The sequence below is a fragment of the Actinokineospora sp. PR83 genome (assembly GCF_021056305.1).
Classification (GTDB): domain Bacteria; phylum Actinomycetota; class Actinomycetes; order Mycobacteriales; family Pseudonocardiaceae; genus Actinokineospora; species Actinokineospora spheciospongiae.
Map to the genome: position 1 here is coordinate 26,315 of NZ_JAJCXD010000049.1, position 25,729 is coordinate 52,043.

Annotated in this window: 21 protein-coding genes, 1 tRNA gene and 1 pseudogene; 13 read left to right on the top strand and 10 right to left on the bottom strand. The window is 72.6% G+C overall.

Annotated features, from left to right (window positions below):
• Nucleotides 1–120: 120 nt before the first annotated feature.
• The 4 genes from L6E12_RS17500 (at nt 121) to L6E12_RS17515 (ending at nt 4,495) form a co-directional block, all read left to right on the top strand.
• Nucleotides 121–1,386, top strand: coding sequence for a hypothetical protein (locus tag L6E12_RS17500; protein WP_236228990.1), 1,266 nt, complete (start codon nt 121–123; stop codon nt 1,384–1,386).
• The gene (locus L6E12_RS17505) at nt 1,383–3,308 is read left to right on the top strand and encodes a glycosyltransferase (protein WP_236228991.1); all 1,926 of its coding nucleotides are present in this window, start codon (nt 1,383–1,385) and stop codon (nt 3,306–3,308) included. The genes L6E12_RS17500 and L6E12_RS17505 overlap by 4 nt, the downstream gene beginning before the upstream one ends.
• A gap of 144 nt (nt 3,309–3,452) precedes the next feature.
• Nucleotides 3,453–4,073, top strand: coding sequence for a hypothetical protein (locus L6E12_RS17510; RefSeq protein WP_236228992.1), 621 nt, complete (start codon nt 3,453–3,455; stop codon nt 4,071–4,073).
• A complete protein-coding gene (locus L6E12_RS17515; RefSeq protein WP_236228993.1) occupies nt 4,070–4,495 on the top strand; it encodes an Imm1 family immunity protein in 426 nt (141 codons plus the stop codon). The genes L6E12_RS17510 and L6E12_RS17515 overlap by 4 nt, the downstream gene beginning before the upstream one ends.
• Nucleotides 4,496–4,800: 305 nt before the next feature.
• Here L6E12_RS17515 and L6E12_RS17520 read toward each other — a convergent pair whose 3' ends face one another.
• From L6E12_RS17520 to L6E12_RS17555, 8 genes are all read right to left on the bottom strand, one after another.
• Nucleotides 4,801–5,208: a hypothetical protein gene (locus L6E12_RS17520; protein ID WP_236228994.1), complete on the bottom strand. Its 408-nt coding sequence runs from the start codon at nt 5,206–5,208 to the stop codon at nt 4,801–4,803.
• Between the two features lie 27 nt (nt 5,209–5,235).
• Nucleotides 5,236–8,709 (bottom strand): glycosyltransferase, encoded by a 3,474-nt coding sequence (locus tag L6E12_RS17525; RefSeq protein WP_236228995.1) that lies wholly within the window; start codon nt 8,707–8,709, stop codon nt 5,236–5,238.
• Nucleotides 8,710–8,720: 11 nt separating this feature from the next.
• Nucleotides 8,721–10,046, bottom strand: a complete 1,326-nt coding sequence (locus tag L6E12_RS17530) for an SHOCT domain-containing protein (protein ID WP_236228996.1) — start codon at nt 10,044–10,046, stop codon at nt 8,721–8,723.
• Nucleotides 10,047–10,141: 95 nt separating this feature from the next.
• Nucleotides 10,142–12,349, bottom strand: a complete 2,208-nt coding sequence (locus L6E12_RS17535) for a hypothetical protein (protein WP_236228997.1) — start codon at nt 12,347–12,349, stop codon at nt 10,142–10,144.
• A gap of 49 nt (nt 12,350–12,398) precedes the next feature.
• Nucleotides 12,399–13,334 (bottom strand): lysylphosphatidylglycerol synthase domain-containing protein, encoded by a 936-nt coding sequence (locus L6E12_RS17540; RefSeq protein WP_236228998.1) that lies wholly within the window; start codon nt 13,332–13,334, stop codon nt 12,399–12,401.
• Nucleotides 13,327–14,028, bottom strand: coding sequence for a class I SAM-dependent methyltransferase (locus tag L6E12_RS17545; RefSeq protein WP_236228999.1), 702 nt, complete (start codon nt 14,026–14,028; stop codon nt 13,327–13,329). The genes L6E12_RS17540 and L6E12_RS17545 overlap by 8 nt, the downstream gene beginning before the upstream one ends.
• On the bottom strand, nt 14,025–14,960 hold the full coding sequence (locus L6E12_RS17550) for a glycosyltransferase family 2 protein (RefSeq protein ID WP_236229000.1): 936 nt from the start codon (nt 14,958–14,960) through the stop codon (nt 14,025–14,027). Before L6E12_RS17550 ends, L6E12_RS17545 begins: the two co-directional genes overlap by 4 nt.
• A complete protein-coding gene (locus L6E12_RS17555) occupies nt 14,957–16,630 on the bottom strand; it encodes a hypothetical protein (protein ID WP_236229001.1) in 1,674 nt (557 codons plus the stop codon). The genes L6E12_RS17550 and L6E12_RS17555 overlap by 4 nt, the downstream gene beginning before the upstream one ends.
• 125 nt (nt 16,631–16,755) lie before the next feature.
• Here L6E12_RS17555 and L6E12_RS34790 point away from each other — a divergent pair, with 125 nt between their 5' ends.
• The 6 genes and pseudogenes from L6E12_RS34790 to L6E12_RS17585 all read left to right on the top strand — a co-directional run.
• Nucleotides 16,756–18,069 carry a hypothetical protein gene (locus L6E12_RS34790; RefSeq protein ID WP_236229002.1) on the top strand — a complete coding sequence of 438 codons (1,314 nt, stop codon included), beginning with the start codon at nt 16,756–16,758 and terminating at the stop codon, nt 18,067–18,069.
• A gap of 18 nt (nt 18,070–18,087) precedes the next feature.
• Nucleotides 18,088–18,756: a peptide-methionine (S)-S-oxide reductase MsrA gene (gene msrA, locus L6E12_RS17565; RefSeq protein WP_236229003.1), complete on the top strand. Its 669-nt coding sequence runs from the start codon at nt 18,088–18,090 to the stop codon at nt 18,754–18,756.
• Between the two features lie 45 nt (nt 18,757–18,801).
• On the top strand, nt 18,802–19,110 hold the full coding sequence (locus L6E12_RS17570) for a type II toxin-antitoxin system Phd/YefM family antitoxin (RefSeq protein ID WP_236229004.1): 309 nt from the start codon (nt 18,802–18,804) through the stop codon (nt 19,108–19,110).
• Between the two features lie 6 nt (nt 19,111–19,116).
• Nucleotides 19,117–19,638, top strand: coding sequence for a type II toxin-antitoxin system RelE/ParE family toxin (locus tag L6E12_RS17575; RefSeq protein WP_236229005.1), 522 nt, complete (start codon nt 19,117–19,119; stop codon nt 19,636–19,638).
• 143 nt (nt 19,639–19,781) lie between these two features.
• Nucleotides 19,782–20,531: a TIGR02391 family protein gene (locus L6E12_RS17580; RefSeq protein WP_236229006.1), complete on the top strand. Its 750-nt coding sequence runs from the start codon at nt 19,782–19,784 to the stop codon at nt 20,529–20,531.
• A 113-nt stretch (nt 20,532–20,644) separates the two neighbouring features.
• Nucleotides 20,645–20,749 (top strand): annotated as a pseudogene (locus tag L6E12_RS17585) (peptide-methionine (S)-S-oxide reductase); the annotation flags it as partial.
• A gap of 353 nt (nt 20,750–21,102) precedes the next feature.
• Here the strand turns inward: L6E12_RS17585 and L6E12_RS17590 are convergent.
• A complete protein-coding gene (locus tag L6E12_RS17590) occupies nt 21,103–21,561 on the bottom strand; it encodes a hypothetical protein (RefSeq protein ID WP_236229007.1) in 459 nt (152 codons plus the stop codon).
• A 187-nt stretch (nt 21,562–21,748) separates the two neighbouring features.
• Between L6E12_RS17590 and L6E12_RS35445 the strand changes: the two genes are divergently transcribed.
• Entirely contained in the window at nt 21,749–23,308 is a 1,560-nt protein-coding gene (locus L6E12_RS35445) for an Eco57I restriction-modification methylase domain-containing protein (protein WP_236229008.1), read from the top strand.
• Nucleotides 23,309–23,351: 43 nt separating this feature from the next.
• A complete protein-coding gene (locus L6E12_RS17600) occupies nt 23,352–23,651 on the top strand; it encodes a YiaA/YiaB family inner membrane protein (protein ID WP_236229009.1) in 300 nt (99 codons plus the stop codon).
• Nucleotides 23,652–23,822: 171 nt separating this feature from the next.
• On the opposite strand, the gene L6E12_RS17605 is transcribed toward L6E12_RS17600, so the two are convergent.
• A tRNA-Gly gene (locus L6E12_RS17605) sits at nt 23,823–23,895 on the bottom strand.
• Between the two features lie 237 nt (nt 23,896–24,132).
• Between L6E12_RS17605 and L6E12_RS17610 the strand changes: the two genes are divergently transcribed.
• Entirely contained in the window at nt 24,133–25,671 is a 1,539-nt protein-coding gene (locus tag L6E12_RS17610) for a sigma-70 family RNA polymerase sigma factor (RefSeq protein WP_236229010.1), read from the top strand.
• Nucleotides 25,672–25,729: the final 58 nt, after the last annotated feature.

Here is a 25,729-nt window from a genome sequence, read left to right on the forward strand (position 1 = left end):
TACCCCCAACCGGGACCGGCTACCGAGCGTCATTCGAACACTTGTGCACAATGTGGGCAACTCCTGTGGACAACTCGATCCCCGGCAGGTCGCCGCAGGTCGTTCGATACAGTCGCGGCCGTGCCAGCACCTTCGACGCCGGGAATCGGCGCGGTCGCCATCTGGAGCACCACCGACCTGCCCGGCTGGGGTGACCAGGTGCTCGGCCGGGTCGTCGAGCAGGCGCTCACCAGCAGGCTGCCCGGGTGGCGGGCCACCCAGTTCGCCCCGCTCGGCTGGTCGCGCCCCACCCGCGCCGACGGCGGGATCGCCGCCGAACCGCTGGGCACGCCGACCCCCACCCGGATCGCCGACATCACCGCCTCCGCCGACGCCTCCGTCCTGGCCCCGGCCACCCCGCTGGGCACCGACCCGTACGACGGCGCGGCACCGGGCGTGCGGTTCTTCGACACCCCCGGCGTCGGCCACCCCATCGCCTACAGCGGTGTCCGGTTCACCCGCTGCGACGGTCCCGTCACCGCCGAGGTCGTCGCCGTGCGCGACCAGGCGTCCCACGAGCTGCTGCGCGCCGCAGGTGCCGAAGCCGAGGTCGTGCCGCACCCGGCCATCGCCGTCGCCGCACTGGTCGACCCCGGCACCTTCGCCGAGCGGCTGGTCCAGCTCCGCACCCTCGGCCTGCTCCCCGAGGGCGACTACACCCTCGCCACCAGCCCCGGCCTGGCCGCCGACGCGGTCGAGGTGCCAGGGGACTGGGTGCTGGAGGACCGGCTGGCCGCCCTGGTCGGCGCCCGCCTGGTGCTGACCGCCGACGAGCACGCGGCGGCCGTCGCGGCGGGCATCGGCGCCAACTGGCTGCTGGTCACCGAACCCGGCAGCCCGGACGCCGCCGTGGTCGCCGAGTTCGCCCCACCCGCCCGCATCGCCACCGGCGGGCAGCGCACCGTCCCCGCGGGCACCCCCACCTGCGACCCGGCCGCCCACGACCGCCTCGCCGCCCACTTCGACCGCCTCGCCGCCGCCGTCGAGGCCGCCCGCGCGGACCGCGACGGCGAACTGCACCGCAGGCTGTCCGCGCTGGCCGGGGAGAACGCCGCCGTGCGGACCGCGCACTGGCGGCTGCGGCAGCGGATGCTCGTCGAGCGCCGCCGCGTCACCGAGCCCTACGCCACCGCCCTCCAAGACCTCGCCGACAGCCGCGCCACCACCGCCGAGCGGGACGCGACGATCGCCGCCCAGCAGGCGCACATCGCCGAACTGGAACGCGCCAACGCCGACCTGGTCGCCCGGCTCGCCGCCGCCGAACGCGAACTGACCGCCTGGCGCGACACCAAGCTGGTCCGCTGGAGCGAACCGCTGCGCCGCGCCTACGGGAAGGCACGCGGGTGAACACCCCCCGGATCACCTTCGTCCTGGTCACCTACGGCGGCCGTGACCTGGTGCAAACCTGCCTGCGCGCCCTGGCGGACCACACCCCGCAGCCCTACCGGGTGGTCATCACCGACAGCGCCTCCCCGGACGGCACCGGCGACTGGCTGACGGAGAACCTGACCGAGGAAACGGTCCTGCGCCTGCCGGAGAACCTCGGCTTCGGCGTCGGCGGCAACCTCGGCGTCCGCCACGCCGACACCGAGTTCGTCTGCTTCCTCAACGCCGACATCGAGGTCACCGAGGGCTGGCTGGACCCACTGCTGGACTTCCTCGACCGCACCCCCGAAGCGGCAGCGGTGTCCCCACTGCTGCTCAACGCCGACGGCACCGTGCAGGAGGCGGGCAGCCTCATCGGCGGCGACGGCTGGTGCCGCGCCTACGACGAACCACGCGAAACGCTGTTCGCCCGCGAGGTCGACTACGCCTCCGCGGCGTGCCTGGTGGTGCGGCGCAGCGCGTTCCACCAGGTTGCGGGCTTCAGCAGCGAGTACGAGATCGCCTACTTCGAAGACGTGGACCTGGCGCTGCTGCTGCGCCAAGCGGGTCACCAGACGTGGGTGCTGCCCTCGGTCGCGGTCCGCCACGCCCGACACGGCAGCTCGTCGTCAGCCCGCGCCGAAGAACTGATGCGCCTCAACCACAAGCACTTCCTGGACCGCTGGGGCACCGAACTGGCCGACCGACCACCGGTCGTCGGCCTGGACGACCACCCGCACCGCCGCTGGTCCCTGCGCGACACCAGCGCGCCCTACCGGGTCCTGCTGATCGACGACCGGGTACCGCAGGCCGACCGGGGCCGGGGAGACCCCCGCACCATGGCGGTCGTCGACGCCTGGCGCGCGGGCGACCCGAGGGCCAGGGTCACCTTCTTCGCCGCCTCCCCGGAACGGGCAGAGGAGTACGCACCCGCCCTGCAAGCCAGGGGCATCGAGGTCGTCTGGGGAGTGACCGACGCCGCCACCTGGTCTCGGGAACACGCGGGCCTGTTCGACGTGGTGTGCGCGTTCCGCCCGCACAACTTCACCGCCCTGGGCAAACCGATCGCCGAGTACCAACCGCAGGCGGTGCTGGTCTACGACTCGGAGGCCCTGTTCCACCGCCGCCCCGCCCAACACTTCGAGACCGCCCTCGACGCGGCGGAACGCCGCCGGTTCGCCATCGAGGGCGTGCGGTTGCGCAAGGAAGAGGTCGAGGCGTTCACCTGGGCCGACGTCGCCGTCTGCGTCAGCGAGGAAGAGGCCCAGTGGGCCCGCCGGATCGCCCCGGACACGCTGGTCCACGTCGCCTGCTACCCGGCGAAGGTCCCCGAAACCGTCCCCGGCCTGGAGGGCCGCCACGGCATCGTGTTCTTCGGCGGCTTCGACGGCCAACCCCGCACCCCCAACGAATTCGCCGTCCTCGAACTCGCCGACGAGGTCCTGCCCCCACTGCGCGAACGCCACCCGGACCTGCGCCTGAGAGTCGTCGGCGCCGACCCGTCCCCCGCGGTCCTGGCCCTGGAAGGCCCGGCGATCACCGTCGTAGGCAAGGTCCCCGACCCGGCCCCCGTCCTCGGCACGGCCCTGCTGCACGTGGTCCCCATGCGCTACGGCGCGGGCGTCAAAATCAAGTTCGTCGACTCCATGGCCGCAGGCCTCCCCTTCGTCACCACCCCGGTCGGCGGCGAGGGCCTGCACCTCGGCTGGACGGCCCGCCACCTGATCGGCAGCTCCCCAGCCGAACTGGTCGACCTCTGCGACCGCCTGCTCACCGACAAACCACTGTGGACAGAAGTGCAGCAGTCCCTCCTCGACACCTGCCGAGAACACTTCTCCACCACCCACTTCGCCAACCAGATGCGCGGAGTCCTCGTCGACTGCGCCATCGCCCCCACCGGCTGACACCCACCCCGTGACCGGTTCACCCCGCGACCACGCTTGGGCAGGTGCGCCAAGGACCGACCGGCGCGAAAGCGGCCCCGCGCCGCACGGGAACCTGTTGTTGCGACCGCCGAGGTTGTCGGCCCGGGATTCCAGGGTGGTCTGATGTCGGTGGGGGAGTTGGCCGCAGCGCTGCGCGCGGTGCTGGCGGACGCGCGCCAGGTCATCGAGGTCGCGGCGGCCCTGATCGAGAAGGCCGCGAGCATCATCGGCCCCATGCCGACCTCCTACGCGGCTGTGCTGGAGGAGCTGCGCGCGGTATGGCGGAGCGTCGCCGAGACCGAACAGCTCATCAGCACCTACCTCGCCTCGGCGGAAGGCCCAGGGCGCGGTGCGCCGTCATCGGGTGCGCCACAGACCCCGGCGCCAAAGGGGCCGCGTCCAACCCCGGCGCAACCGCCTCCGGCCTCGTCTTCCGCGTCACCTCCACCGGGGGTGGAGAACAAGCACGGCGACCGATACCCGGTGGCGGCGTTGCCCTACTGCGACGACCTCCCGCCACGGGTGCGCCGGGGCACCGGCAACGTCGCCATCGTGGGGCACGTGGAAATCGACGGCCGCGACTTCGGCACGCTCAGCGCCCACCGGTCGGACGGGTGGGCGCAGGACGCGGCGCAGCGAGCCGTGGTGCTGTCCCAGTTCGAAGCCGTGGACGTGGCACACCACGTCGAGATGAAGGTGGTCGTGGTCATGGAGCGGGAGTACGAAGGAAAGGCGCCGCTGTGACCGAACCCGTGCTCCACACCGAGTACCTCGACCGCGAGACGATGCCGCCCGGGGTCGACCTGGTCGCGGAGGTGCGCGCGCTCAACGACGCCGGGGTGGAGATCCCGTGGTGCTGGAAGCTGTCACGAGAACCGGTGGAGGCGGACAACCAGGACCGCGTGACGCTCACCTTCGGTGTCAACAACGACGTCGGCGTGGTGAAGTGGACCCGGGGCGCAACCAGCCACGTCCCCACGACCGGGACGAACACCGAGTGGCTGACCTACTACCTGGCCGGATTCCACGACTTCGCGATACCACCGCACGCCGAAGTCCCCGTGGAGACGGTTTACGCCGCCGTGACGGAGTTCCTGACCACCTGGCAACCCCCGACGTGCGTGCAGTGGCAGGAAGCCGCATCGGCGCTGTCCCGATTCGCCTGATGCGGACAGTGGTGTGCACGCCATCGGACCTCCACGTCGGGCATGCGGCGGGGGCCCGCTTCCTCGGTGCGATCAGCGTCCCGCTCGACTGGATGCGGGCGCGGAAACTGATGTCACGCGGCGGCCTGTGCGGTCAACCCGAGGCACACGCCAACACGATGCGCGCGAGCGCCAGCGCCTGCACGGTTGTCCGGCGACGCGTCCACCCCTCCAAGACCCGGCGCTCCGTCCCCCGCGGAGTCCTCGTCGACTGCGCCATCGCCCCCGTCGCCTGAGGGTCGTCGCACAATTCGTGGGGCTGGTGGTCACGCCGGGTCAGTGCCCGTGGCACCGGCCGAGCGAAGCGAACGCCCGAGGTCTCCGGTGAGGGTGCGGGGGCGTCGCCGCCACCACCACAGGTCGGGGCCGGGCAGCCTGTGGAACTGGCCGAGCACGTGGCCGTCGTCGTCGATGGTCGTGTCCCGGTACCGGTCGTCCAGGGCTTTGATCTGCGGGGTCCAGAGCTGGACGACGTGTTCGTCCAGCAGGAGCCACGCCTCGTGCAGCCAGTTCCGGCAGTAGAGGTCGTTGGTGTACTTGTGGACGTCTTCGCCGTAGCCGCGCTCGATGGTGCTCACCAGGGCAGCCCACGCGTTCACCCTTTCGGCGACCGTGAATGCCGTCCGCCAGCCGCGCTGGTGCAGCAGCTCTCCCACCTCGGTTTCAGTAGCCACAGGTGTGAGGCTCTCATGACCCCCGGCCTAGCTCGGCGGTGTCAACGGCGGAATCCGCAGCCGAGCCGCCCGCAGCGCCCGCCGCCGCAGCGCCGCAGCCAGCATCCGCCGCTCCGCCCCAGCGGTCACCCGCCCACCGTCCCGACTCGCCTTGGCCACCGTCGGCAGCAAAGCGCGCACCGACTGGTCCGCCGCGCTCAACCGCCGCAGCACCGCCTTGGTCGCTTCATCCGCCGTGTCCTCGTTGCGCAGCAACAGGACCCGCGCGTACTGCGCGACCCGGCGCAGCTCGAACTCGGCCACCGCCTCCAGCTCAGCAGCCAGTGCCGGGTCGATGTCGGCGCCGTTGGCCAGTTTCACCAGGGCCAGGCCGGACGGCAGGTCCTTGTCGAGCCGTTCGTCCTGCCTGCCGGTGACGTTGGTGGAGTGCTGGCGGTAGGAGTGCAGGGGGCGGTCGATGAACTCGATGCGGCCGTTGACCAGGGCGGTCGCGGCGAACCAGTGGTCGTGGAAGGCCGAGGGGGTGCCGGGGGGCATGGGCAGGGCGCGGTCGAACACCAGGTCGGCGCGGATCAGGGCGGAGGCGCCGGTGACGGTGTTGAGCAGCAGCAACGACTCCAGGTCGTCCTGGTGGTTGACGCGGTTGAGCCAGAACGAGTCGGCGAGGTGGTTGTCGTGCTCGTCGATCAGGCGCATGTCGGCGTAGACGAGTTGCACCTCGGGGTCGGCCATCGGGGCGAGCAGCGAGCTGAGCTTGTCCTCGTGCCAGACGTCGTCCTGGTCGCAGGGGGCGATGGCGTCGGCGTCGGCGGGGGCGAGTTCGGCGGCCCGGCCGAAGTTGGCGTAGAAGCCGACGTTGTCCTCGTTGACCACCAGGGCGAACCTCGGGTCGTCCGCGACGAGGGCGCGGACCTCCGCCAGGGTGTCCTCTGTGGACCCGTCGTCGCAGAGGACGCAGAACCAGTTGGTGTGCTGCTGGGCCCGGATCGAATCCAGTTGGGCGGCCAGGAACTTGATGTCCGGTTCGTACAGCGCCAGGCACACGGCCACCTTCGGGCCGGTGCCCGCCCAGTGGCCGACCAGCCGTTCCCGGCTGCTGCCCGGGCGCACCGGCAGCGGCGGCAGGTCGCGGTGCAGGACCGTGCCGTCGGTCAGCTCCACCGCCATCGACAGCGGCACCTCGCGCTCCACCGCGGTCCGGACGGCCAGCCGCGCGTGCACACCGCTGCCCTCGGGGGCGCGGACCCCCGCCGCGTGCAGTGCCGCCGACACGTCCGGCCTGCTCAGCCCGTACTCCGCGGTGACCTCCGCGCCGTCGGCGGTGAACCGCACCGCGCGCACGCCGACCGCGGCGTGCACCACCCACCCGGTCAGCTCGACGACCTGACCGCGCCCCACCGGCACCGGCTCCGCCGGGACCGGCACGTCGAAGTGCAGGCCGGACTCCCGGACCCCCGCCGCGGCCCGCCGGTAGCGGGTGGCCAGGCCCGCGCTCACCGCGGGCGACTTGGCGCCGATCCGGCGCAGCACACCGTCCGACTCCTCCCCGGGGCGGCCCAGCGCCAGGTCGCGCACCCCGCGGGCCACGCGCGCGGCGGGCCACAGCGTGCGGTGCGCGCGGCGCACCAGCTTCGAGTTCTCCAGCGCCGCCAACCGCAGCGCGGTCCGGGTCAGCCGGTCCGACAGCGACGCCGCGGTGTGCTCGGCCCGCTCCGCCGCGCGGGCGGCCTCGGCGGCGGACTCCCAGGCGGTCCCGGCCTCGGCCACCGCACCGGCGACCTCCTCGAAGGCCAGCGCCAGGCGGTCGTCCATGGTGTCCAGCGCCGCGTTCGCCGACGCCAGCGCGTGCTCGGTCAGCGCGAGCCGGTCGGCCAGCTCGGCCTGCTCCGCCCGCACCCGCGCCAGGTCCCGCTCGCGGTCCTCGATCACGCCCTGGGCGGCGGCGACGGCCAGATCCGCCCGGTACCGGCGCTCGCGGTCGGCGCGCAGCTCGGCCAGGCCGCCGGGGATGCGCCACAGCGGTTCCGGTGGCACCGCGTGCGCGCTCGCGGCCAGTTCCTCGGCGATGCCCGACGCGTCCCGGCCGTAGACGGCCTCCTGCAAGCTCGCTTCGGCCGCGAGGAGTTCGTCCCACCGCCGGTCCCGCGCCCCGGTCAACCCGACCAGGTCGCACAGGCCGGTCAGCACCTCGTGCACGGTCCGCGCCGACCGCCACGGGTGCTCCGCGGCGGTGCCGACGATCTCCCTGGCGAACTCCACCAGCGCGCGCAGCAGCACCAGCTCCGCGTCGACGCCCGCACCCGCCCGCCACTCGTCGTCGACGAGGGTCAGCACACCGTCCGCGCCGACGATCAGGTTGCCGGGGTGCACGTCGAGCCGGTCCGCGGGCAGCACCGGGACCCCGGCGCGGCCGGGCAGGAACGGGTGCCTCGGGTGCGCGTCGGTCAGGTCCTCCGCGCCCCCGGCGCAGTGCTCGCGCCAAGCCACCAGCAGCGTGCGGGCCTGGTCGAGGTCACCGGCGCGCAGCGCGTCGAGCACCAGCGCGTCCATGCCCCGCCCGGGGACCAGCGGTTCGGCGGCCACCACGTGCTGCCGCAGCCACCCCGCCACCCCGCCCTCGCCGCGGAGGGTGCGCAGGGTCAGGTCACCGTCGAGCCGCCGGGTCCGCCGCCACAGCGGCAGCCGGGGGTTCGCGGGCAGCCACGCCAGACCCTCCTCGACACCCCGGGCAAGCGCTTTCGCGTCGCGGGCGGCGAAGACCACGTACCCCGGCGCGACCGCCGCGCCGGAACCGTTCGCCACCGCCAGCCGGTGCGGGTACCGGGCGGGCACCAGCGGGTCGACCGCCGCCGCGCTGCCCCGCACCGGGTCGCGCACCAGCTTGTCGACCAGCTCGGCGGCGTCCGGGCGGTCGAACGCGGACTCGTCGAGCAGCACCCTCGGCAGGGTTTCGTCCGGGTAGGCCATCAGCGTGCGCCGCGCGGTCAGCCCGGCGGCGGCCAGCGACTCGACCACCGCCGACCGCGACCACGCACCCGGCCGGGCAGGCGCACCCAGCACGTGCGCCAGCCCCAGTTCGTTGCCGAACACCAGCACGGCCAGCCCGCCGGGGGCCAGCAGGTCGACGACCCGCTCGTCCGGGCCGTCGGCCAGCACCAGGTCCCAGGTGCCGTCGAGGACCTCGGCGCCACCGACCACAACGCCGGTCAGGTCCCGGCAGCGCTCCCGCGCCACCGCGGCCATCCCGGCGTCCGGTTCGTACCCGGTGACCACCAGCCCCGCCTCGGCCAGCGCCCGCAGGAACGCCCCGGACCCGCAGCCCAGGTGCAGGGCCCGCGCCCCGGCGCGCAGCCGCAGCGGGTCCAGCACCCCCAGCCGGGCCGGGGAGAAGTGCGCCGCCGCCTCCAGCGACCGCACCCCGGCCGCCAGCTCCGGCGACCCCGCCGACACGTCACCGGTGGCGCGCAGCACCGCCAGCAGCGCGCCGCTCTGCTCAGTCATCCCCGAGTCGCCTAGGCCGCGGGCGGGAACTTCTCGACCTGGTCGGAGACGATCTTGTCGAACGCCTCCTTGGCCGCGGCCTGGTCGGGGCCGTAGGACTCGATCTGCAGGACCACGCCGTCGGCGACGTAGAAGGCGCGGAAGCTGGCGCCCTGGCTGGGGGCCGGGGCGGGCAGCGTGCGGCCGAGGACGCCGTCGGGCAGCCCGGTCACCTCGGTGTGGCCGTTGTTGGCGAAGTAGCCGTCGATGGCGGTCAGCAGCACCTTGGGGTCCGCGCCCGCGGCGGGCGTGAACGCCCAGACCGCCCGGACCAGCTCGCCCTCCTTGGTGACGTACATGCCGACGTTCGTCACGCCCTGGGACTTGAGGAACGCGCCCTCGGACTCGGTCGGGACCTTGCCCGCGACCGCGGTGTCGATGGTGATGTTCTGGTTGTCCAGCTCCGTGCCGTCCAGCGCGACGAACGGGCCCTTGGGCAGCTTCGGACCGGTCGAGGTGGGCGGGGCGGTGCTCGACGACGCGGGCGGGTTCTGGCCCCCGGTGCCCGTGGTGTCCGAACCGTTGGGCTTGAACACGAAGAACGCCGTGATGCCCGCGGCCACCAGGACCACCACGGCGGCGATGATGGCGAACTTCTTGCCTTTGCCGCCGCCCCCGGACTCGGTGAAGATCTCCGGGCCCTGCCGGGGCCAGCTCTGCGCCGAGCCGAAGTCCGGCGGCAGGCCGTCGTCGTTCATCCACGGCGGCGGGCTCTGGCCCGGGTTCTGCTGCGGTCGCGCGGTTTCCCACGCGGGGCGCGGCTGCGGCGGCGGGAAGTGCGGCTGCCCGCCCATGCCCTGCGGAACGCCCTGGGGACCGGTGTTCGGGCCGGTGTTCATGGCGCGGCCGGGCACGATCTGGGTCCGCTCGCCCGCGTCCCCGCCGTTGCCGCCGGGGTTGCCGCCCATGGCGCTGCCGGACACCACCTGGGTGCGCTCGGCGGACTCGTTGCCGCCCGCCTGCTGCGGCGGCTGCTGACCGGGCACCACCTGGGTGCGCTCGGTGGTGTTCGGCTGCTGCGGCGGGACCGGGAAGCCGCCGGAGACCGGGGCGACGATCTGCGTCGACTCCATCGCGTTCGGCGGGGGCGGGGTCGGGGGGGTCGGTTGGGGTGGGATGGGTTGGGCCGGGGTGGGCTGGGCCGGGGCGGCTTGGGCCGGGGTCGCCGGTTGTCCGCCCTGGTTCTGGCCCGCAGCCTCGACCATCACGCGGTCGCGGCGCTGGCGGTACTCGTCGGCGGTCAACTCACCCGCCACCAGCGCGCTGTCGAGCTTCCGCAGCTCGTCTTGCCAGGACATGCAAATGCCTCCAACCGCGTCAGGACGCGCTCATTGTGCCTAAGTCGCATGACGTCCTGTGGTGCGGTCGCCAAATAGATACGTGCGGGAACGGATCAGGTCACCGGCAGGGTCTTGCCGACGGTCTCCACGAGGGTCCGCAGCCGCTCGTCCAGCACCGCCGGATCACCGGACGGCGACTGGAGGACGCTCACCTGCACCGTCCAGGTACCGGCGGTGTAGACCACCCTGGCCAGCGACGACTCCGGTCCCTGGGTACCGATGCCGCGCGCTGCGGCGGGCAGCCCCTCGACCGCCCGGTCGGCGAAGTTGAGCTTGCGGTTGGCGTCGAGCACCCCCGCGGTCGTCTTCGCCGCGGCGGCGGCGTCCGGGTTGGGGAACGCCTGCACCAGGTAGGCCGTCGTCCCCTCGTACGAACCGGTGTAGGTGACCGCGTCCACGCCCACCGCGGACAGCAGGCCGACCTCGCGGGCGCTGAACACGTTCGCCGACTGCGCCTGCGACAGGCTCATGGCGCCGCTGCGCGGGTCGGGCGTGCCGGGCAGCGTGATCGTCGCCGGGTCACCGACCTGGACCGCGGGCGGGGCGGCCTGCTGCCGGTCGCCGGAGTCGCCGGACGTGTCGCCGGAGAAGGCCAGCCACCACACCAGCCCCGCGACCACGACCAGCGCGCCGAGCGCGACCAGCACCCGGTTGCGGTTGCCACCGGACCCGTCCGCCGCGACCGCGAAGACCTCGTGGCCCTGCATCGGGGTGTCGCGGGGCAGCGTGACCATCGGCGTCAGCGACCCGGGCGGCCCACCCGGTCCCGCCGCCCCCGGCGGACCGGACGGTTGGTCGGCGGCGGTCACGACGGTCCGGTCGATCACCTGCGTGCTGCCCAGGTCGCCGATCACCTGGGTGGTGTCGGCGTCGGGCTTCGGCCGTTCGGCGGGCTGCTTCGGTTGCCCAGCCTGGGGTTGCGGCTTCGCCAGGGCGGGCTCGGTGGGCGGCTCGCCCGCGGGCTCGGTGCCCGTCCGCGCCGGTTCCGCCGCGGAACCCTTCTCCGGGGCCGGGGACTCGGCGGCGGGTTTCCCGGCCGGGTCCGGCTTCTCGGTGGGGGCCACCGGCTGCTTGTCCTGCTCCGCGGTCGGCTTGTCGGGGCCCGCCGCGGGCGGCTGCTTCGGCTCAGCCGGGGTTTCGGCCGCGCTCGGGTTCTGCGCCGGACCCGCGGCGGTCTTGCCCGCGGCCTCGGTGGGCGGCTGCGCCGGGTCCGCCGGGGACTTCGGTGAGTCTGCCGGGGTCTTGCCCTCGGTCAGCGTCTCGGTCGGGACAACGGCCGACGACTGCGCCGGACGCGAATCCGGGCTCGCCGACGACCGGGCCGGGTCTGCCACCGGCTGAGCGGACTCCGCCTGCGACTGAGCGGGCCCCGCCACCGGCTGGGCCCGATCCACCGAAGCCTGCTCCGGTCCCGCCGCGGGCTGCGCCGAGTTCACTGAAGCCTGCGCCGATCCGGCCGCGGGCTGAGCCGGGTTCGCGGGGGGCTGAGCCGGATTCGCTGGAACCTGCGCCGATCCGGCCGCGGGCTGCGCCGATCCGGCCGGGAGCTGAGCCGGGTTCGCGGGGGGCTGAGCCGGGTTCGCTGGAACCTGTGCCGGTCCGGCCGCGGGCTGCGCCGAGTTGGCCGGGAGCTGCGCCGGGTTCGCGGGGGGCTGCGCCGGGTTTGCCGGGGGCTGGGCCGGTCCCGCCGTGGGCTGCGCCGGGTTCGCCGGGGGCTGGGCCAGGTTTGCCGGGGGCTGAGGGGAGTTCGTCGGTGGCTGGGGCGGCCCCGCCACCGGCCGGGTCGGGCCGTCCACCGGGCGGACCGGGTTCGCCGGGGCCTGCCCTGCCCCGGGCTGAGCCGGAGACCGGTGCGGTCCCGCCACCGGCTGGGCCTGCCTCGGCGTCGGCTGCCCCGGTCCCGCCACCGGCTGGATCGGGCTCGTCTGGGCTTGGGCCTGCTCCACCACCGGCTGGGTCGGGCCGTCCACCGGTCGGGCCGGGGGCGCCGGGAACTGCGGCGGACCCGCGAGGGGGCCGGGCGGGCGCACCGGTCCCGCGTGCGGCGGGGGCGGCTGCGGGCCGCGGCGGTCCGCCGGGATCGCGCGCTCCTCGACCATCCTCGTCGAGCCGACCGCGGTCGGGCGCTTGGACGGCGCGGGCGCGGGCGAGGTCGACGCCGCGATCAGGATCTCGTCGCGCCGCTTGCGGTACTCGGCGAGGGTGACCGCGTCCTTGGTCAGCGCCTCGTCCAGCTTGCGCAGATCGTCTTGCCAGGTCATCGGTTCCCCGTTCCGCCCGGAGCTCTGTTCAATCGTCCCACCCGCACCGTCATCCCGGTGCCCCTTCCCCGCGATCGCCTGCGGACCGTGATCCGCCGGACACCCCGTGCACCAGGGCCAGGCCCATGTCGGCGACGGTATGGCATGCCCGCAGCAGCAACCCCACCGCGGTCGCGGCCACCACCCCCAACACCGGTCCCAGCACCAGCACCAGCACCGCCTCCCGCGCGCCCAGCCCGGCCGGGGCGAAGACCACGACCAGCCCGACCAACCAGCTCAGGGCGAACCCGCTGGTCGCCAGCCCGCCGAGCCGGGCGGTCGCGCCGGTGAACGGCGCCGCCGCAACCAGCCCGGCCGCACCGTAGGCCAGCCAGGCCGGGACCATCCACCCCATCGGCCGCAGCAGCGCCGACCAGGTCAGCGCGGGCAGCCCGGCGTCCCCGCCGAGCCTGCGCACGACGGCGGTGACCACCCGGGGGTGCAGCAGCGGCAGGACCAGCACCGCGGCCAGCCCCGCCCAGCCGTACCCGGAGAGCAGCCCCCGGTCGGCGAACAGCAACCCGGCGGACACCACCACCGAGGTCACCACGTGCACGGCCAGGAACACCGCACCCGCCAACAGCGCCGAGTGGGCGGGCACACCGTACCGGCGGGCGAACCGGGCCTGCGCCAGGAGTGGCCACACCGCGCCCGGCAGGTACTTGCCCACCTGCGCCGGGAAAAAGATCGCGCGGGCGGCGGCCCAGCCCACCGGGTGGCCCAGCGCGTCCAGGCACCGCCGCCACACCTGCGCCGTCGCCAGCAGCCCGAGCACCACCAGCGCGAACGCGCCCGCCGCCCGCCACCAGCCGATGGTGCCGATGGCCGCGCCCAGGGCGGGCAGGTCGTCGCGCAGCGCCCAGCCCGCGACGCCCACGGCCAGCAGCACGAACCCCACGGTCAGCACGTCGGCCGCACGGCTCCGTCTGCCCGCCCCCTCAGCCACGGTTGATCAGCCCGGTCGTCGTCGGGTAGGGCAGCGCCGGGGTGCCGCCGCGCAGGTACTCCACGCGGGTGCCCGGGGTGGTCGTGGCCTCGGCGTAGCGCTTGCGGCGGATGTTGTCGAAGACGACCAGCCCGTCCGGCGCGAGGTGGTCCAGGGCGCGGCGGAAGCACGCCACCCTGGCCCGCCCGTCCACCACGACCAGGTCGAACTCGCCGCCGACCGCGTCGATGGTGGACGCGTACGCGCCGAAGTCCAGGTGCTCGTGCCCGGCCCGCCCGGACCGGACCACCGTCGAGGCGCCCGCCGGGGTGGCGGGCACCGCGTGCAGGGTCACGTGCGGCGCGTCGGCCAGCAGCGCCCGCACGTGCCCGGCGAACCCGGCGTCGTGCTCCACGCTGTGCACCTCGGCGGCGCGGCGGGCCAGCCACGCCGTGCTCGCCCCCGCGCCGAACTCGAACACCCGCGGCGCGTCCCGGGCCGCCAGGAACCGCTCGACCCGCGCCATCGCCGGGTAGCTCCACCAGGCCAGGTCCAGCCCGGCGAGGTCAGCGACGTCGTGGATGGCGAACAGGGTGCGCAGGTGGCGGGCGGTGTGCGCGCCGCTGCCGCCGAGCCGGTCGAGCAACCCGACCCGGTCGGCCAGCCCGCGCGCGGCCCGGACCCCGCCGACGTAGGCACCGCGCAGTCCGCTCACGCGTCGTCCGTCCGCTCGGACACCAGCTCGCGCACCTCGTCGCGCCGGGCGGTGCGGTGCAGCAGGATCTCCGCGATCAACCCGAACGACACCATCTGCACGCCCAGGATCACCAGCAGGACGCCCAGGTTGAGCAGCGGCCGGGTGCCGATCGGGTCGGCGGTGAACAGCCACACGCCGGTCAGGTAGAGCAGCACCAGGAACCCGACCGCGCCGAACAGGAACCCGATCCCGCCGAACAGGTGCGCGGGCCTGCGGCCGTACCTGGTGATCGTCACGACCGTCAGCAGGTCGAGCGCGCCGCGCACGTACCGCTCCAGCCCGTACTTCGACACCCCGTGCGCCCGCGCCCGGTGGTTCACCGCCAGCTCGCTGACCTTGTAGCCCTGCTGGTGCGCCAGCGCCGGGATGTAGCGGTGCAGCTCCCCGTAGAGCGGCACCCTGCGGTAGACCTCGGCGTCGGCGGCCTTGAGCCCGCAGTTGTGGTCCTTGAGCGGCAGCCCGGTGATCACCCCGGCCACCCTGTTGAACACCTTCGACGGCAGCCGCTTCGACAGCGGGTCCTTGCGGTCCACCTTGTGCCCGCTGACCAGGTCGACCCCGGTGTCCAGCTCGGCCAGCAGCCGCGGCACCTCGGCCGGGTCGTCCTGCAGGTCGGCGTCCATGGTGACCACCCGGTCGCCGCGCGCCTCGGACACCGCCGCGGCCAGCGCCGCCGCCTTGCCGAAGTTGCGCCGCATCCGCACCGCGCGCACCGCCGGTCTGGTCGCGGCCAGCTCGCACATGACCTTCCACGAGCCGTCGGTGCTGCCGTCGTCGACGAAGATCAGCTCGTAGTCGACGCCGTGCAGCGCCGCCGCGACCTCGTCGGCCAGCAGCGACAGCGTGGCCTCCTCGTCCTTGGCCGGGACGAGCACGCTCACCTCGGTCACCGGTCACCCCCGCTCTCCGCCTCGGCGGGCAGCCACAGCATCCGCCCGCTCTCGCGGACGAACACCACCCTGGTCTCGTCCGTCACCGTCGGCCCCACCACCGCGAACCCGGTGCGGCCGGGCAGCCAGTTCAGCTTCGTGCTCACGTCGACCCGGACCTGGTTGACGATCCCGCCGCCGACCACCTCGCCGTCGCCGTCCACCACGACCGCGCAGTGGATCGGGTCGTCGAGGCCGGTGGCCCAGCCGCGCACCACCGTGGCGCCGTCGAGCTGCTCGTTCCCCTCGACGAAGCCGGACGGGTCGCGCCTGCGGCTCTTGTCCGCCTGCGACAGCCGCTCGGCGTCGTCCACGTCGATCCGGTCACCCAGCTCGGGCCCGCCGCAGCCGAGGGTGAAGTCGGGGGTGAACGGGTAGTGGTCGATCTGCGGGAGCAGCCGCCGCACCTGCGCCCCCCTCGGCACGGTGATCGGGTACGCGTCGGTCAGGCCCGCCCGCAGGGCGATCGCCTGCAACGGCACCTCGCGCATCTCGTCGCGCAGGCCGATCGCCGTCGGCACGCCCAGCGCGAACCCGAGGACCCCGGCCGCCACCGCGACCACTGCCACCCGCGGGGTGTTCGCCCGCGACCGGTGCACCAGCAGCCACCCCGCGATCACCAGCAGCGGCAGCGCCACGAGCGCGGACTGCGAGGCGTAGCGGCTGATGATCCCGTAGTCGGGGCCGAAGTCGATCCGCGAGACGCCGATCATCCCGCAGGCCAGCAGCGCGTGCAGGGCCAGCGCCCACCACAGCCGCAGCTCCGGGTCCCGCGCGCCGCGGGTGGTCAGCAGCAGTCCGTACGCGACCAGGACGGCCACCCCGGCGACGACGGCCATCCCCGCGTTGTTGGCCGTCCACAGGTGACCGACGGCGGCCAGGAAGGTGTACAGCGCCCGGCTCGGGTCGCTGCTCGGCGCCTGCCCCGGCTCCACCCCGGGGTCCAGGTTCGACCACGCGGCGAAGACCCCGGCCAGGATGACCAGCGGCACCACCCGCTTCCACATGGCCTCCCGGCGCACCCAGGCGAACCAGGCCAGCGCCACCCACACCGGGAACCCGGTGCCGTAGGTCAGGCAGGCCACCAGCCCGACCGCCCACGCGCCCACCCACCAGCCGCGCCTGGCCAGCAGCAGGGTTCCCACGACCAGCAGGTTCGCCGTGAGCCAGGCCATGCCGCTCATCGACCGGACGAAGTTGTGCAGCCCGTGCGGGCTGAACAGCAGCGCCGACGCGGCCACCACCAACCCGGCCCGCACCACCGGCGGCAGCGACCTCGGCAGCGCCGCCCGCAGCACCAGCACCGTGATCGCGCCCACGGCGACGACCACGCAGCCCAGGGTCCGGTTGTCGCCGTGCGCGGCCAGCACGTTCAGCCAGTACGCCAGCGCGGGCAGGGCCAGCGGGTGCTCGTTGCGCAGGGCGAAGAACCCACCCACGTCCAGGGACGCGTCCGGGTTGTAGATCTTGAGCAGGACCTGCCAGTAGTCCAGGTACTGCAGGTGCGGCCCGCTGAGCACGTCCACCAGGGTCGCGGCGATCGGCAGCAGCGCGAGCAGTTCGAGGCCCCACACCCACCGCGCGGACCGGGCGGCACCCGTCGTCGGAGGGGCTTCTGCGGTTTCGGTCACGGGCGGTGGGTCACTTTCGGATTCGGATGACACCTTCGGGCGCGAACCGCAGTCTAGGGAGGACACCGGCGGTGGGTGGGCGGAACGGTCTGCGCCGGTCACGGGCACGGGGTTACTGTGCTCGGGTGACGGATCAGGCACCCGCCCCGAAACTGCCCCCCGTGCACGAGGCGTGGCTGCCCAGGGAGCACCCGCTGCACCGCCCCCGGCACGGCGCCCGGCAGAAGCTCGCCGTCATCAGCGCCCTGGTCTTCTTCGCCGCCCCCACCCTGCTGTACGCGATCGGGGTGCGGCCCGCGGAGATCGAGAACCACCCGCTCGCCTCCTTCCCCAGCCTCGGCGACGGCTGGGGCTTCTTCCGCGGCTTCGACGCCTGGGCCACCGACAACCTGTCCTTCCGCCCGGCCGCCATCACCGCCGCCGACGGGGTCAGCCGCGGCGTGTTCGGCGAACCGCCCACCTTCGGCGGCCAGCCCGACACCGGCCCGCTCGGCACCGGCCCCACCCCGGCCCCGCTGCCCGACCACCGGCCGGAGCAGCCCGGCCAGGGCCCGGCGCAGGCGGCGGACGTGTCGGTCGTCGAGGGCACCGACGGCTGGCTGTACCTCGACGCCGACATGAAGGCCAAGTGCGAACCGAGCAGGCCCTTCGCCGAGACGCTCGGCCTGCTCAAGGAGCTGGAGAAGGCGGTGGAGGACTCCGGCCGCGAGTTCGTCCTGCTCGTCGCCCCGGACAAGTCGACGATGGTCCCCGAACACCTGCCGCCGAACTACCCGAACAAGGAGTGCTCCGACGCGGCCCGCACCGAACTGTGGAAGCAGGTCGGCGAGGCGGGCGCCGTCGACCTGCGCGGGGAGTTGCAGTCCGTCGCCAAGGGCCTGGGCCGCCCCGCCTACTTCAAGCTCGACACCCACTGGACCGACGAGGGCGCCATGGCCATGGTCCGCCGCACCGCCGAGGCCGTCCGACCCGGCGTCACCGCCACCTGGACCACCCGGCCCGGGGCGAAGTTCTCCATCCCCGCCGACCTCCCCGGCATCCAGGGCAAGCGCGGCAACCGCGAGGGCACCCTCTACTCCCTGCGCCCCGACGGCACCACCGACCGCACCCAGGGCCCCCGCACCGACCTGTCCACCCCCTTCCACCGCGAGTCGGACCCCATCGAGGGCACCATCGACGACCCCACCCTCTTCCTGGGCGATTCGTTCACCGGCGTCTCCGTGCCCTACCTCTCGGCAATATTCACCGACGCCACGGTGTTGAGCTATCTGAGCAGCGTCGAACGCCCCACCGCCACCATCAACGAGATCGCCGACCACGAGGTGGTCGTCTTCGAGATCGTGGAACGAGCCCTCGCGGTGGGCGGCGGCACCTGGCTCACAGCGGACTTCGTCAACCGCGTGCGGACCGAGCTGGCCAAACGCCCCATCCGCCGCTGAACAGGTACTTTTGGAGGCATGGTGTTCTTCGGACGCGACAAGAGCCGACTGGTGACCGCCGAGCAGGCCCTCCCCGGCCGCGCCACCCCCCTGGTGGTGTCGACCAACCACACGGTCCACCCCGACCACCGCCAGGTCCCCCCGTTCCCCGAGGGCCTGGAGACGGCCATCGTCGCCATGGGCTGCTTCTGGGGCCCGGAACGGGTCTTCTGGCAGCTCCCCGGCGTCTACTCCACCGCCGTCGGCTACACCGGCGGCACCACGCCGAACCCGACGTACGAAGAGGTGTGCAGCGGCCTCACCGGCCACACCGAGGCCGTCCAGGTCGTGTACGACCCCAAGGTCATCACCTACGCCGACCTGCTCAAGGTCTTCTGGGAAGGCCACGACCCCACCCAGGGCATGCGCCAAGGCAACGACATGGGCACCCAGTACCGCTCGGGCCTGTACTACCTCAACGCGGAGCAGAAGACCGCGGCTGAGGAGAGCCTGACCGCGTACCAGCAGTCCCTGTCGAAGGCGGGCTACGGCCAGATCACCACGGAGGTCGCCGCCGCGGGCCCGTTCTACTACGCCGAGGACTACCACCAGCAGTACCTCTCACCGCAGAAGAACCCCCACGGCTACTGCGGCATGGGCGGCACCGGCGTGGCGTGCCCGGTCGGCCTCGGAGTGCGCGAGGGCTAGAGCCACCCACTGGAGAATCTGTGTAGTTTTCTGTATATTTTAGGCATGACCACCATGAGGCAACCGCGCGAGATCAGCGTCACCGAGGCCAGCAGGCGCGGTGTCGCCGGTCTCGTCGCGGACGCCGAACAGGGTGAAGACCTGCTCGTTACCCGCCACCACCGCCCGGTCGCGGCCGTGGTGAGCGCGAGTCGCCTCGGTGAGATGGAAGCGGCAGCCGAGGATCTTCGCGACTTGGCCTTGGTCCTCGCGCGCTCGGCTTCGGACAACGGACGACGGACCTCCTTCGACGACGTGCTGGCCGCGTTCGGCCACACGCACGAGTCGCTCGCCGCGATCGAGGACGACGACTGACAACAGATGCGGGACGTCCTCTTCACCGACGCGGCCATCGACGACCTGCGTCGACTCGGCCCTGATGTCGCACCCAAGGTTCTGAAGAAAATCAAGATCCTCTTCGACAACCCCGAAGCGGGGCCTCCTCTCGGCGGCCAGTTGACCGGCTTCCGCAAGCTCGTGGTCGGTCGGAAGCACTGGCGTGTCGTCTACCGCATCGATGACTCCGGCGCCGTCGAGATCTGCGAGATCTGGTGCGTCGGCGTCAGGTCCGACGCCGAGGTGTACGCCGAAGCCGCCGCCAGGGTCGCCGCCATCCCCGATCAAAGCCCCGCGATGCTCCGATTGGCGGATGTCATCACCAAGCTGGGCCGGTTGGCCGGAGATGTCGCGGTCGAGGTCCCATCCCGGCCCGAGCCGGTTCCGGACTGGCTCGCTCAACGGCTCGTCAACTCGGTCGGGATCCCGGCAGAACGAGTGGCAGCGCTCGGACTCGAACAAGCTGTGTCGCTGTGGGAGGAGTTCATGACCTCGCCGCGACAATGAGCGAGGGAGTGGAAGCCCCGGTCTCAAATTCGGCTCATCTTTCCTGTCCGACGCGGCGGCAAAGCTGTTGCGCGCCGGCGAGCTTCTGATCCAGATTGCTCTCAAATTATGCTTGTAGCGGACTCCGGCCCGAAGGTGTCTCCATGGTTGTCAAAGATCCGAAGTGGGCGCTTAGTGAATTGAAGAAGTACCTGCGATTGCATGAACGCGTCCCACTTCCGCCGGAAGAGATCACTTCGAGTGCGAAGACGCGTGCGCGCGGGAAGAAACATGAGCGTGACACGCAGGCGTATGCCGTCAAACACATATATGAAGCGCTATTCGGCGAATATCCTCGACATGTAGACGAGGCGGTGGCTCGAAGATGTATCTTTGAAATCGAGCGTGGAGCCGAGATGCGGGAGAATTTGCAGCCCGACGATGCGCCAGTCATCGATGCCTCTGAGTTGCACCCGTGGGTGTGGGAAGCTGCTCGGCCCCACTGGCTCAGTGGAAATCATGGCGCGGCGTTGTGGGCTGCTGGCATCAATGTCAATTCTCGCCTTCAAGCGAAAGTTGGTCGTAAGGATCTCGGGGAGACGAAGCTGCTGCAGGAGTCATTTTCGCTGGAGGATCCAAAGCCGGGAAAGAATCGCCTTCGCCTGTGCGGTCCGGAGAATCCGGATCTTTTCAAGGATCGACACGTTGGCGCAATGAACGTAGGTGGAGGGCTTTATGCAGCGGTTCGCAATCCGCTCAACCACGTGAGTCCTGCCGAAAATCCCTTGAGCGAGAACGAAGCCCTGGAATGGCTTGCTGGCTTCAGTCTGCTAGCTCGCTGGATCGAGCGTGCGAAGGTGGAGGCTGTGGAATCCGACCAGAACGACTTCGGTGGGGCGCGGGGTTCTGTCTGACAGCGTCGCTGTGGCCATCGATCATCCTGCGTCGGCCGCTCCCGTGGGCTGTCGCCGTCGAAGGCGTGAGGACGCCGGTCGGATTCCTGGCTTTACCAGTCGAACGACACCACTACCACCAGCAGTACCTCTCACCGCAGAAGAACCCCCACGGCTACTGCGGCATGGGCGGCACCGGCGTGGCGTGCCCGGTCGGCCTCGGAGTGCGCGAGGGCTAGTCGGTTTGTTTGGGGTGGCCCGTGCCCGCATGGGTCACCCACACGATGTGGCGGTCGGGTTCCGGGCAGTACCAGATCCGGCCGCCCGCTGTGACTTCGTACTGCCACTGGTCCAGTGCGGTGCCAGCAAGGTCACGAGTGCCCAGCCTGCCTCGTAGGCGGTGTTGGCGAGTCGGGTTCTCCGGGGTGGTCGGGCGCTCGGTGAGGACGATCCACGCCTCCCACGTGTTCGCCCGGGCGGTCTGGCAGAGCTGTTCCCAACCCTTCGCTGCTTCGGTGGTGGCGAACCTGGTTTCCCAGCCGCCCGGGCGTTGGGGCGGGGCGACGCGGTCGCCGCGTTTGGCAGGCATGGCTCAGTGCTCCACCGGTGCGGGGACCTCGCCGAAGTCGTCGCCGAGGGGGCCGGTGAGCTTGACGCGCAGTTCGGGGTCGGCGTGGATGGCCGCTGTGCTGCGCCACTCGGTGACTGCCTGTTCGAGGACAGACCAGTGCCCCAGTTCGGCGGAGGCTTGGAAGGCGCGGACGAAATCATGTGCGAACTGGAGTTGGTCCTCCTGCGGGAGCACGTCGGCCCAGGGGAACTCGTCGAGCAACGCCATGGTCACGATGTCCTGCGGCAGGTGCGGTAGGACAGCTCGCAGAGCCCGCGCCGCGGTCACCGAACCCGCGGATGCGGAACGTGAGCTGTCTTCGCGGGTGAGCAGCAGGGCTGCCCCATCCCGACGCCGGACAAGCACCTCGCCTTGATCGGCGAGTGCGGCAACGCTCTTGGGGTCGCGTTGCAGCTCGCTCCACTGCACTTCGGTGGCCATGCGTCAATTCTGAACTTTTTCAGAAGTCTTCGCAAGCGTGTCCGTGGACTGGGGACAACCGCCTGACAGGAAGGCGTTGTCAGCCCGCCGGGGTGGCGCCCTCGCCGAGGGGCGCTGAGCCGGGAGGTGGCGCGGCGACTGGCTCGGACGCGGCTCTGCCGGTGGGGGTCGCCGTAAGATCTCGGCGGTGGATCGGCGCAAGCGGTTCGGGGTGCACTACACCCCCGCCGCGTTGGCTCGGTTTGTTGCCGGGCGGGTGGTGGCGTGGGGTGGTGGGCGGGTTCGGGTGCTCGATCCGGCCTGCGGGGACGGGGAGTTGCTCGCCGCGGTGGGGGAGTTGGTCGAGGCGGAGTTGGTGGGGTTCGACCTGGACCCGGTGGCGGTTGCGGTGGCGCGGGGGCGGTTGCCGGGGGCCGAGATCGCGGTGGGGGACTTCACCGAGGTGGGGGAGGCGCTGCCCGCGGGTTCGTTCGACGTCGTGATCACCAACCCGCCCTACGTGCGGACCCAGGTGCTCGGCGGGGAGGACACCCGGCGGTTGGCGGCGCGGTTCGGGTTGCGGGGGCGGATCGACCTCACCCACCCCTTCGTCGCGATGGTGCCGCGGTTGCTCAAGCCCGGTGGGGTGTTCGGGTTGCTGTGCAGCAACCGCTTCCTGACCACCAAGGCGGGTGCCAACGTGCGGGAGCTGCTCAGCGAACGGCTCTCCGTGCGGGAGGTGTACGACCTCGGTGACACCAAGCTCTTCGAGGCGGCGGTGCTGCCCGCGGTCGTGGTGGCGACCAACGACCAGGAGCACCCGACGGCCCGCTACGCCAGCGCCTACCAGGTGGAGCGCGGGGCGCCCGCCGGTGACCTCTTCGCCGCTGTCACCTCCGACTCCTCCTCCACCGTCTCCGTGCGGGGGCGGTCCTTCGCCGTGGAGGTGGGCACGCTCGGGCGGTCGGGGCCGGAGGACCCGTGGCGGTTGAGCACCCCGGATCGGGAGCGGCGGAGCGCCTCCGTGCGGGCTCGGACGTGGAAGACGCTGGGGGAGTTGGCGAAGATCCGGGTGGGCATCAAGACCACCGCCGACCGGGTGTTCATCGGCGACCACTGGGACGCGCTGCCCGCCGACCGGGTGCCGGAGGCCGCTCTCCTGCGGCCGTTGCTCACGCACGCGGACGTGCGCCCGTGGACGGCGCCGGGGCCGCCCCGCGTCCGGGTGCTCTACCCGTACCTCGACCTCCCGACCCGCAAGCCGGTGGACCTGGACCTGCACCCGCGCGCTGCCGCGTACCTGGCCTCGCACCGGGAGCGGTTGGAGGGCAGGCGGTACGTCGCGGCGGCGGGGCGGGAGTGGTTCGAGATCTGGGTCCCGCACCGGCCGTCGCTGTGGCGGGTGCCGAAGATCGTGTTCCCGGACATCAGCCCGGAGCCGCGGTTCGCCGTGGACCGGAGCGGGGCGGTGGTCAACGGGGACTGCTACTGGATCAGCGTGCCCGAGCTGGGTGGCGACGACCTGGCGCACCTCGTGCTCGGGGTGGCCAACTCCGCGTTCGGGACCCGGTTCTACGACGAGGTGTGCGGCAACCGCCTCTACGCGGGGCGGCGGCGGTGGATCACCCAGTACGTGGCGCGGCTGCCCGTGCCGCACCCCGACTCGGCGGCCGCGCGGGAGATCGTGGCCGCGGCCAGGGGGTTGGCCGGGGGCGACCCGTCGCTGCTGCCCCGGTTGGAGCGGGCGGTGGAGCGGGCATTCGAGTAGAGCTACTCATGACAGGGCCGCGCGGGCCGCGCAGCATTCAGGCATGAGCAGCGACACCAAGGCCCCGTCCTCGCCCACCACCGGCGCGTTCTTCGCCCAGGCCGCCCTGTCCTTCGGGATCGCGCTGGTCGCCATCACCGTCGGCATCGCCGTCTTACCCGTCGACCCCTGGGTGCGCGCCTTCCTGGCCATCGGCGCCCTCTACACCGTGACCTCGGCGTTCACCCTGGCCAAGGTCATCCGGGACCGCCAGGAGGACACCGCCGTCGCCGTCCGGATCGACCGCGCCCGCATGGAGAAGCTGATGGCCGAACACGACCCCTTCCGCACCCCCGGCACCTGACCCGAACCAGGCCGAGCCCCGCAGGCCAGCCAGAACGCCAGGCGTCAGCACCTCGACCACGCTGGTTCAGGAACCGAACGCACCGTGGGGGTCTGGGGGTTCGACCCCCAGGTACGACGAAGGGTCGATCCCGTTCGCGCTTCCTGCGAACAAGATCGACCCAATCGACCGAGCGGATGACGAGACTCGAACTCGCGACCCTCACCTTGGCAAGGTGATGCGCTACCAGCTGCGCTACATCCGCGTGCCCCGGTTTCCCGGTGCGGCGTGAACTGTACCCGATGCCGTTCACCGGGGCGCAACCCGGGGGGTGCCTTCCCCCTCGGGGGATGGTCGTGACTGCGCGTGACGTGGGCCTCGAACGGACTAGGACATCCGTAGGTCTCCGCTTAACGTTATTCACGGATATCAACCGGAAGACCAGTGCATGTGGCAATCTGTTCACCATTGTCACGACGGCCAGGAGGAGGTACCGGGCCGGATGACCGGGGACGACCGGCCTGCCGCTGGCGGGTACCGCGACGGCGCGCACGACGAGGCCGAGCTGTCCGCCGCCACCTGCGAAGACCGTGCTCTGCTCCGCCGCCTGCGGGCCGGTGAGGACGCCGCCTTCGGTGAGCTGTTCTCCCGCCACTGCGACGCCGTGCGCAGGTTGGCGCGCGGCATGGTCACCGACCGTGCCGAAGCCGAGGACCTGACCGCCGAAGCCTTCTTCCGCGTGCTGCAGGCCATCCGCCGCGGTTCCGGGCCCGTCGACAACGTGCGCGGGTACCTGCTGATCGTCGTCCGCCGGGTGGCCTGGGAGTGGGCCGGGCGCAGGCGCGACGTGCCGGTGACCGACGAGGAGCTGGACTACCGGGCCGGTCCCGAGCTCGACGACCCGGGGCGGTCCACCGAGCGGTCCCTGATCACCAGGGCGTTCACCAGCCTGCCCGAGCGCTGGCGCAGCGTGCTGTGGAAGGTCGAGGTCGAGGGGGAGCGGCCCGCCGTGGTCGCGGGCAAGTTCGGGTTGAGCCCCAACGCCACCGCCGCGCTGGCCCGCCGCGCCAGGCAGGGGCTGCGGGCGGCGTACCTGCAGGCGCACCTGACCACCGAGCGCGGTTCCGTGGGGTGCCGGGCCGCGCTGGAGAAGCTCGGCGCGTACACCGCGGGCAGCATCAAGGGCACCGAGCGGCGCAAGGTGCGGGCGCACCTGCAGGTCTGCCCGTCGTGCACCGACATGCAGGCCGAGTTGCAGGACGTCTGCGCCGGGCTGCGCGCGCACGCCGCGTTCCTCGCCGTCCCGGTCGCCGGGCTCGCGCTGGCGCAGCAGGCCGCCGCGCCCACCGGGGCCGGGTTGCTGGCCGGGGTCAAGGCGGTGCTGACCGGCGTCAAGTTCCAGGTGACCGCCGCCGCCGCGTCGGCCGCGGCGGTCGGGGCGTTCACGCTGCTGCCGCTGGGGCACGTCGACGGGCAGCCGGACGCCTTCGCCGACCTCGACGGCACCGCGCCGACGCTGGTGGTCACCTCCGGCAGCCCAGCCCCGGCGGGCACCACCCGCGCCACGACCCCGCCGACGGCCGCCTCCAGCGCCATCAGGATCGACGCCGGGCACCACCCGTCCGCCGAGCAGCCGCCCCCCGCGGCCGGGCGGGAGCCCGAGCGCGAGCGGACCGCCGCGCAGCCGGTGCCGCCCGTGACCGCCCCGGCGCCGACCACCACGGCGACGACGCGCACCCCCGAGGGCCGCGACGAGGAGCCCACGGTGCTCGACGCCCCGGTCGACGACTTCGACGACACGCTGCCGGTGGTGTCGCGGCAGGTGTCGCACCAGCGCAAGTGGTGGGTCTACGACCAGTACGACGTCATCTCCGAGGTCAGCACCACGACGCTGGTCAACGCCGCCGACCAGACCACGGTGTCGACCAGCACCAGCGAGTACACCCGCTACCGCGCCCCTGGTGGCACCGCCGCGCCCACCCCGGTGTCGAGCCGCGACGCCCCCGAGGCGCCCACGGTGACGCGCACGCCATCCGGTTGATCAAGTTCCCGGCCGGTGCGACAATCGGCCACGATGAGCGCATTTCACCCATTGGGCG

Excerpts from the sequence above, each read along its gene's own strand:
- L6E12_RS17510 (WP_236228992.1), top strand. The coding sequence starts at position 3,453 with ATGTCGGTGGGGGAGTTGGCCGCAGCGCTGCGCGCGGTGCTGGCGGAC.
- L6E12_RS17525 (WP_236228995.1), bottom strand. The coding sequence starts at position 8,709 with ATGACTGAGCAGAGCGGCGCGCTGCTGGCGGTGCTGCGCGCCACCGGT.
- L6E12_RS17530 (WP_236228996.1), bottom strand. The coding sequence starts at position 10,046 with ATGTCCTGGCAAGACGAGCTGCGGAAGCTCGACAGCGCGCTGGTGGCG.
- L6E12_RS17535 (WP_236228997.1), bottom strand. The coding sequence starts at position 12,349 with ATGACCTGGCAAGACGATCTGCGCAAGCTGGACGAGGCGCTGACCAAG.
- msrA (WP_236229003.1), top strand. The coding sequence starts at position 18,088 with ATGGTGTTCTTCGGACGCGACAAGAGCCGACTGGTGACCGCCGAGCAG.
- L6E12_RS17570 (WP_236229004.1), top strand. The coding sequence starts at position 18,802 with ATGACCACCATGAGGCAACCGCGCGAGATCAGCGTCACCGAGGCCAGC.
- L6E12_RS17575 (WP_236229005.1), top strand. The coding sequence starts at position 19,117 with ATGCGGGACGTCCTCTTCACCGACGCGGCCATCGACGACCTGCGTCGA.
- L6E12_RS17580 (WP_236229006.1), top strand. The coding sequence starts at position 19,782 with ATGGTTGTCAAAGATCCGAAGTGGGCGCTTAGTGAATTGAAGAAGTAC.
- L6E12_RS17590 (WP_236229007.1), bottom strand. The coding sequence starts at position 21,561 with ATGGCCACCGAAGTGCAGTGGAGCGAGCTGCAACGCGACCCCAAGAGC.
- L6E12_RS17600 (WP_236229009.1), top strand. The coding sequence starts at position 23,352 with ATGAGCAGCGACACCAAGGCCCCGTCCTCGCCCACCACCGGCGCGTTC.
- L6E12_RS17610 (WP_236229010.1), top strand. The coding sequence starts at position 24,133 with ATGACCGGGGACGACCGGCCTGCCGCTGGCGGGTACCGCGACGGCGCG.